Annotated in this window: 7 protein-coding genes; 1 reads left to right on the top strand and 6 read right to left on the bottom strand. The window is 73.2% G+C overall.

What is annotated here, in order from left to right; genetic code table 11:
• Window positions 1-110 precede the first annotated feature (110 nt).
• The 4 genes from ACI8AF_RS16130 to ACI8AF_RS16115 form a co-directional block, all read right to left on the bottom strand.
• Window positions 111-1,400, bottom strand: a complete 1,290-nt coding sequence (locus ACI8AF_RS16130) for a citrate synthase (RefSeq protein WP_456540742.1) — start codon at window positions 1,398-1,400, stop codon at window positions 111-113.
• Window positions 1,401-1,514: 114 nt separating this feature from the next.
• Window positions 1,515-2,843 (bottom strand): glycosyltransferase family 2 protein, encoded by a 1,329-nt coding sequence (locus ACI8AF_RS16125; protein ID WP_456540741.1) that lies wholly within the window; start codon window positions 2,841-2,843, stop codon window positions 1,515-1,517.
• A complete protein-coding gene (locus tag ACI8AF_RS16120; protein WP_456540740.1) occupies window positions 2,840-3,961 on the bottom strand; it encodes a DegT/DnrJ/EryC1/StrS family aminotransferase in 1,122 nt (373 codons plus the stop codon). The genes ACI8AF_RS16125 and ACI8AF_RS16120 overlap by 4 nt, the downstream gene beginning before the upstream one ends.
• A complete protein-coding gene (locus tag ACI8AF_RS16115; protein ID WP_456540739.1) occupies window positions 3,958-4,479 on the bottom strand; it encodes a sugar 3,4-ketoisomerase in 522 nt (173 codons plus the stop codon). Before ACI8AF_RS16115 ends, ACI8AF_RS16120 begins: the two co-directional genes overlap by 4 nt.
• 61 nt (window positions 4,480-4,540) lie before the next feature.
• Here ACI8AF_RS16115 and ACI8AF_RS16110 point away from each other — a divergent pair, with 61 nt between their 5' ends.
• On the top strand, window positions 4,541-5,464 hold the full coding sequence (locus ACI8AF_RS16110; RefSeq protein WP_456540738.1) for a GNAT family N-acetyltransferase: 924 nt from the start codon (window positions 4,541-4,543) through the stop codon (window positions 5,462-5,464).
• Window positions 5,465-5,469: 5 nt separating this feature from the next.
• Here the strand turns inward: ACI8AF_RS16110 and ACI8AF_RS16105 are convergent, their stop codons facing one another.
• Window positions 5,470-6,162 (bottom strand): acetyltransferase, encoded by a 693-nt coding sequence (locus ACI8AF_RS16105; RefSeq protein WP_456540737.1) that lies wholly within the window; start codon window positions 6,160-6,162, stop codon window positions 5,470-5,472.
• Window positions 6,163-6,175: 13 nt separating this feature from the next.
• Window positions 6,176-7,138, bottom strand: a complete 963-nt coding sequence (locus ACI8AF_RS16100) for a hypothetical protein (RefSeq protein WP_456540736.1) — start codon at window positions 7,136-7,138, stop codon at window positions 6,176-6,178.
• Window positions 7,139-7,142: the final 4 nt, after the last annotated feature.

The following is a 7,142-nucleotide window of genomic DNA, read 5'->3' as shown; positions in this document are numbered from 1 at the left end:
CCCCCCCCCCCCCCCCCCCCCCCCCCCCCCCCCCCGCCCCCCCCCCCCCCCCCCCCCCCCCCCCCCCCCCCCCCCCCGCCCCCCCCCCCCCCCCCGCGGAGGTGGTGCGTCTAGCGGCCGTCGACGGCGACGTAGTCGCGCTCGGTCGCGCCGGTGTAGACCTGCCGCGGCCGGCCGATCTTCGTCGCCGGGTCGTTGATCATCTCCCGCCACTGGGCGATCCAGCCGGGCAGCCGGCCGAGCGCGAACAGGACGGTGAACATCCGGGTGGGGAAGCCCATCGCCCGGTAGATCAGCCCGGTGTAGAAGTCGACGTTCGGGTAGAGCTTGCGCTGGACGAAGTAGTCGTCGTTGAGGGCGACCTCCTCCAGCTGCCGGGCCAGGTCGAGCAGCTCGTTGTTGCCGCCCAGCTTGTCCAGCACCGAGTCGGCGGTCTTCTTCACGATCGCCGCGCGCGGGTCGTAGTTCTTGTAGACCCGGTGGCCGAAGCCCATGAGCTTGACGCCGGGCTCCTTGTTCTTCACCCGCTCGACGAAGCGCGGGATGTTGCCGCCGTCCTTCTGGATCGCCTCGAGCATCTCCAGCACCGACTGGTTGGCCCCGCCGTGCAGCGGGCCGAACAGCGCGTTGATGCCGGCGGAGATGGAGGCGAACAGGTTGGCCTGCGAGGAGCCCACCAGCCGCACCGTCGAGGTGGAGCAGTTCTGCTCGTGGTCGGCGTGCAGGACGAAGAGCATGTCCAGCGCCTTGACCAGCTCCGGGTCCTGCTCGTACGGCTCGGCGGGGAAACCGAACGTCATGCGCAGGAAGTTCTCGACGAGCCCGCAGGAGTTGTCGGGGTACAGGAACGGCTGCCCCACCGACTTCTTGTACGCGTAGGCGGCGATCGTGGGCAGCTTCGCCAGCAGCCGGATCGTCGACAGCTCGACCTGCTCGGCGTTGAACGGGTCGTGCGAGTCCTGGTAGAAGGTCGACAGCGCGCTGACCGCCGAGGAGAGGACCGGCATCGGGTGCGCGTCGCGCGGGAACCCGTTGAAGAACATCTTCAGGTCCTCGTGCAGCAGCGTGTGCCGCCGGATCCGCTGGTCGAACGCCGCGAGCTGGTCGGCCGTGGGCAGCTCGCCGTAGATCAGCAGGTAGCTGACCTCGAGGAAGTTCGACTTCTCCGCGAGCTGGTCGATCGGGTAGCCGCGGTAGCGCAGGATGCCGGCGTCACCGTCGATGTAGGTGATCGCCGACGTGCACGACGCCGTGTTGACGAAGCCGATGTCGAGCGCGACCTGGCCGGTCGTCGACAGCAGCTTGCTCGTGTCGATGCCGTCCGAGCCCTCGGTGGAGGGCACGACGGGCAGGGGCAGTTCTCCACCGGGGTAGCGCAGGGCTACATCTGTCTCGCTCATCAGGGCGCACGCTACTGCGCGCAGGGCCGTCGCGCGGCCCCGCCCTCCCGCTCGCCGGAAGCGGCGAGGTCGGGCGCCCCTGCTCCGGTCGGCGCGGCCCGGGTGGCCCTGGCGTCAGGCGGGGACGGCGTCGAAGAGGTGGACAGCGGTCGCGCGGCCGTCGTGCCACGTGGCGCCGCGCGGCGCGACGGCCAGCCACGAGCCCGGGACGAGCCCGGCCGGGTCGTCGGTCGGGAACAGCTCCACGTCGATGTCCGGTCCCTCGGCGAGGGCTGCCTCGATCAGCGGGACCGCCCGCTCGACGAGCGCCGGAGGGACCGCGAGGAGGAGCTTCTCCGCACCGTCGCGCGCCAGCACGTCCCGGAGGGCCCGCACCGTCGCGCCGATCTCGGCCGCGTCCACGGCGGGTGCGGCGAGGGCGAACGGCAGCGGCGCGGTCCGGGGGGCCGGACGCGGGGCGGGGATCGCCGCCAGCAGCCCGGCGGCGCTGCCACCGGCCGCGCGCGCCGGCAGCGGGCTCGCGCCGTCGGCCGGACCCCCCGCCGCGAGCTCGGCCAGCGCCGTCACCGACAGGTTCAGGGATTCGACGACGCGGCCGGCCGCCGCCGTGGGCTCCACCTGGTTGGCCAGCGCGGCCGTGTTCAGCAAGGCCTTGCCGTGCGCGCGCCAGCGCTGCGCCGGGTCGGCCAGGTAGCCCGAGCGGGCACCCCAGTCCACCAGCCGGGGCCAGTCGCAGGCGCTGCGGACCGCGATGTCGCCCTCCCACGTGCTCTGCCCCGGATGGACGCGGAACTGGCTGAGCACGCTCGGGGTGTAGAACGCCGGCCCCCGGCGGAGCAGCCCGAGCCACAGCGCCAGGTCCCCGAGCGCCTCGAGGCGGGTGCCGTCCACCTGCCACAGCTGGTCGACGTCGACGTCCGCCCGGCGGAACAGCACCGTCGTGAGTTCCCCGATGGCGTTGGTGCAGGTCGCCAGCATCGCGTCGCCGAGCTCCCGGCCGTCGACCGTGCCCGGCCGGTCGAGCAGAGGCGCGAACTCGTGGCCCGGGAGCGGCCGGCCGTCGGCGTCGATCAGGGCACGGCGGGAGAAGGCGAGGGAGACCTCCGGGAAGGTCTGCATGCCCCAGAGCAGCTCCTCGACGCAGTCCTCGGCCAGCACGTCGTCGTGCAGCAGGAACTTGACGTACTCGCCGCGTGCCTCGCCGAGGAGCGCGGCGGGGTTGCCGAAGCCACCCAGGTTCGTCTCGTGCCGGATCACCCGCACGCGGGCGTCCGAGGCGGCGACCTCGGCGAGGATCGCGGGTGTGCTGTCGGTCGAGGCGTCGTCCCCGACCACCAGTTCGATGTCCTCGTACGACTGCGCCAGCGCGGAGTGCAGCGCGGCGCGCAGGAAGCGCTCGCCGTTGTAGGTCGGGAGCAGGATGCTGACGAGGGGTGCGCTCATGGCCGGAAGGACCTCACTGCGTCGATCACGTGGTCTTGGTCGGAGTCCCGCAGCGACGGGCCCATCGGCAGGCTGAGCACCTCGCGGGCGAGCAGGTCGGCGCCGGGCAGGTGCGCCGCGGCCAACGGGGTCCCGGCGAACGCCGGCTGGCGGTGCGGCGGGATCGGGTAGTGGATGAGGGTCTGCACGCCGTGCGCGCTCAGGTGGTCGCGCAGCGCGTCGCGGTGGGGTGAGCGCACGACGTAGAGGTGCCAGACCGGCTCCGTCCGGTCGGCGGTGCGGGGCAGCACCAGCCCGGTGCCGGCGAGGCCCTCGGCGTAGCGCCGCGCGATGCGCCGCCGCCGCTCGTTGTGCTCCTCCAGGTGGGGCAGCTTGGCCGACAGCAGGGCGGCCTGCAGCTCGTCGAGACGGCTGTTGACCCCGATCTCCTCGTGCAGGTACTTGACGGTCGACCCGTAGTTGCGCAGCGACCGCAGCCGGCGGGCCACCTCCGGGTCCGACGTGGTCACGGCCCCGCCGTCACCGAGGGCACCGAGGTTCTTGCCCGGGTAGAAGCTCCAGGCCGTGGCGTCGGCCAGCGCGCCGACGGGCCGTCCGCGGTAGCGGGCGCCGTGCGCCTGGGCGGCGTCGTCGAGCACCCTGAGCCCGTGCCGCCCGGCCAGCTCCACCAGCGGGACGAGGTCGACCGGGTGCCCGTAGAGGTGCACGGGCAGCAGCGCGCGGGTGCGACCGGTGAGCGCCGCCTCGACGGCGTCGACGTCCCACTCGCCCGTGTCGACCGAGACGTCGACGGGCACGGGGACGGCACCGACGGCGAGCACGCCGAGCCAGGTGGCGACGAACGTGTGCGAGGGGACGACGACCTCGTCGCCCGGACCGACGCCGAGGGCGCGCAGCCCCAGGGACAGGGCGTCCAGACCGTTGCCCACGCCGACGGCGAACCCGGCGCCGACCGTGCTCGCCCAGTTCTCCTCGAAGGCCGCCAGCTCCGGGCCCATCAGGACCTGGCTGCTGTGCAGGACGCGCAGCGCAGCGGCATCGAGCTCGTCCTGCAGTTCCTCGTGCAGGGCGCGCAGGTCGAGGAAGGGCACGCGCACCGGCGCCGCCACCCCGCTCACCGGGCGTCCCGGTCGGCCCGGGCCCGGGCGGCGAGGAACTCGTCGTAGTCCCGGAAGTAGTCCGCCTCCTCGTACCGGCGCGAGGCGAGCACGAGGCAGACGCTGCCCGACGAGAAGTTGCCGAGCTCGCGCCAGGTCAGGCGGGGGAGGTGGAGCCCGTAGTACGAGCGGTTGAGGTGGAAGCGCGCGGTCTCGGTCCCGTTGTCGACGATGACGTCGAAGCTGCCGGCCGCGGCGATGATGAGCTGCTCCAGCTGCCGGTGCGCGTGCCCACCACGGGACTCGCCGCCGGGGACGTCGTAGAGGTAGTACACCCGCGCCACGTCGAACGGGATCTGCTGGCCACCCTCGATGAACGTCAGGTTGCCCCGGGGGTCGGTCACCCGGGGGAGGTCGACGATCCGGCAGCCGGCTCCACGTCCCTCGGGCAGCGGGTTCCAGTCCGTCGCCCGCCGCCCCGGGAGGTTCGACCGCCGATCACGCACGGGCAGGTCCGGTGGGTCCAGCTGGGTGGTCACCCGCTCTCCATCGGCAGGGGAGAGGATCGGATTGACCGGAGTCGGGACGCGGGAGGGGTCGATGGCGGAGCAGCTGCTGGGCGGGGGTCTGCTCTTCTGCGACGCCCGCTTCCACGATCTCAACGGGGTGCCCGCGCAGGCGCGGTGGCGCCACGAGCACCGGCGCGACGGCCGGCTGATCGGCGCCCTCGACGGTGTGGTCACCGACGGCGTCCTGCTCAGCGGGCACAGCGCTCCGTACGGTGGTCCTGACCTGGTCCGGGCCGACCCCACCGTGGACGAGCTGTTCGACCTCGTCGCCGGCGCGGTGTCGGCGCTGCGGGCGGACGGCATCCGCAGCGTGCGGATCCGGGCCCGCCCGCCGGTCTACTCCGCCGCCGAGCCGCTGCTGGAGTACGTGCTGCTCAACAGCGGGTTCGCGGTGGACCACTGCGACCTCAACCAGCACGTCGACCTCGATCCCCTGCACGCGGGGGCCGACCCGCTGGCACTGGTGCGCAAGAACAAGCGGTCGCTCGTGCGCGCCGCGCTCGCCGAGGCGCACGAGCTGGTCGACGTGGACGGCGGCGAGGACCTGACGACGCTGCACCGCATCCTCGCCGCCAACCGGGCCGCGCACGGCCGACCGGCCGGCCTGCCGAGGGACTACCTGCTGCAGGCGCGGGAGAGCTTCGGCGAGCGGGTCCGGCTCCACCTGCTGCGCGTGGACGGGCAGGCGGTGGCCGCCGCCGTGGTCTACCGGGTGCTGGACGACGTCGACCTGCTGGTGGCGTGGGGGGACGCCGAGCACGACCTGCGGCGCTCGCCGATGGACCTGCTGGCGCACCTGCTGGTCACCGGCTCGGTGGCGCGGGGTGCGCGGCTGCTCGACCTCGGGCCGTCCAGCGAGAAGGACGGCACACCCAACGTCGGGCTGGTCAACTTCAAGCGCAGCGTGGGCGGGGTTCCCGGGACCCGCAAGGTGTTCTCCCGGGAGGTGGGCTGACGTGCTCAGCGGAACTCGGCGGGCACCTTGAACGAGTCGAAGGGGTCGCCACCGGTGGCCTTGGCGGGGCTGCCCACGTAGACCCCGCGCGGCGGGAGCTCCTTGACCACGACGGCGCCGGCGCCGACGACGCTGTCCGCGCCGATGCTGATGCCGTCACCGACGGAGGCGTTGACGCCCATGAAGGTCGAGCTGCCGATCCGGCAGAAGCCGGAGATGACGACGTGCGAGGCGATGAAGACGTGGTCCTCGATGACCGTCTGGTGCCCGACGTGGTTGCCGCTCCAGAGGACCGTGTTGTCCCCGACCTGCACGCCGTGCTGCAGCACGTTGTTCTCGAAGACGAAGGCGTTCTCGCCGATCGTGGCCGTCCGCCAGACGAAGGCGTGCGGGCTGACGAAGGAGGCGCAGGTGTAGCCCTGCTGCTTGACCGCGTGGAACAGCCGGGTCCGGGCCCGGTTCAGCCAGGTGGAGGACAGTGCCACGAAGGTGTCGACCTGCGTCGGCGGATGGGTCTCCTGGAGGTCCTCGAACGCCACGAAGGGCAGCCCGGACGGGTGGTCGCCGTCCTCGGGCAGGTACGACCGCTCCACGGACAGGGCGACGACCTCCCGATCGGAGTCGGCGGTGAAGTACTCCAGAGCGATGTCGGCGGTCTCGCCGGCTCCGACGACGACGATCGGCTTCTTCTCGGCCATGCGGGCTCCCGGGTCAGGGCAGTAGGGGCAGCGGTCGGCGCAGTGCGGCGATCCCGAAGCCGTCCCGTCCGTAGCCGTTGCCGTTGTAGAGCAGGAACGTACCGGCGGGAGTCGTGACCACGGCCGGGTACGCGACCATCTCGGAGTCCCACCCCGAGGCGCTGACGTCGAGTCCGAGCAGGCCGTCGCGCCGCCGCCAGGTCCGGCCGTCGGCCGAGTCGGCGAAGGTGAGGCGGTAGGTCGTCGCCTCGGTGCCGGCGCCGAAGTACATGCGGTAGCCGGCGTCCTGCCGCACGACGTAGGGACGGCCGACGCGGTGCTCCTCCGGCGACCCCAGCGGCACGGCGACCTCGCCCGCGTCCGGGAAGTCGAGTCCGTCGACGGAGTCCATCTGCCGGATGTCGTAGACGGGGAGCAGCTTGGTGCGGCCCTGTCGGAACTCGTGCCCCGCGCCGTACCAGCACCGCCAGCCGCCCGAGGCCACCGGCACGATCGAGTGGACGACCCGGAAGAGCCGCTCGTCGGCACTCGTGCGCAGCAGCGGGGTGTCCCGCAGCCGGCTGAACCCGTCGAGCGCCGCGAGCGGTGCCGTGGCGACGCCCGAGAACACCCGGAAGCGCTCACCGGGTCCCCCCGGTGGCTGGTAGCCGGCGTAGTAGAGGCGGACCGCGTCCCCGACGACCGCGACCGCGCACGGCACGACGCCCGCGGCGTCGAACGTGCCGGCCGGACCGGCGGACAGCGCGGGCGTCCTCGCCTCGGCGAGGACCCGGGTGGGATCGGCGAGGTCGAGATCGACCCACCACACGGCGCTGGCGCCGTCGGCGTCCCGGCACCCGGTGAACACCCGGATGCGGTCGTCGAGCACCAAGGGGGTCGGCTGCAGCGCGCCGGTGCGCCCGCTGTGGGCGGGAGCGGTCCAGACCAGCCCGAGCTTCTCCCACTCCATCGGGCCCGGCGCGCCCGGCTCGCTCACGCGG

This window comes from Blastococcus sp. SYSU D00669, from assembly GCF_054050715.1.
This window is presented reverse-complemented; position numbering and strand designations above follow the sequence as displayed.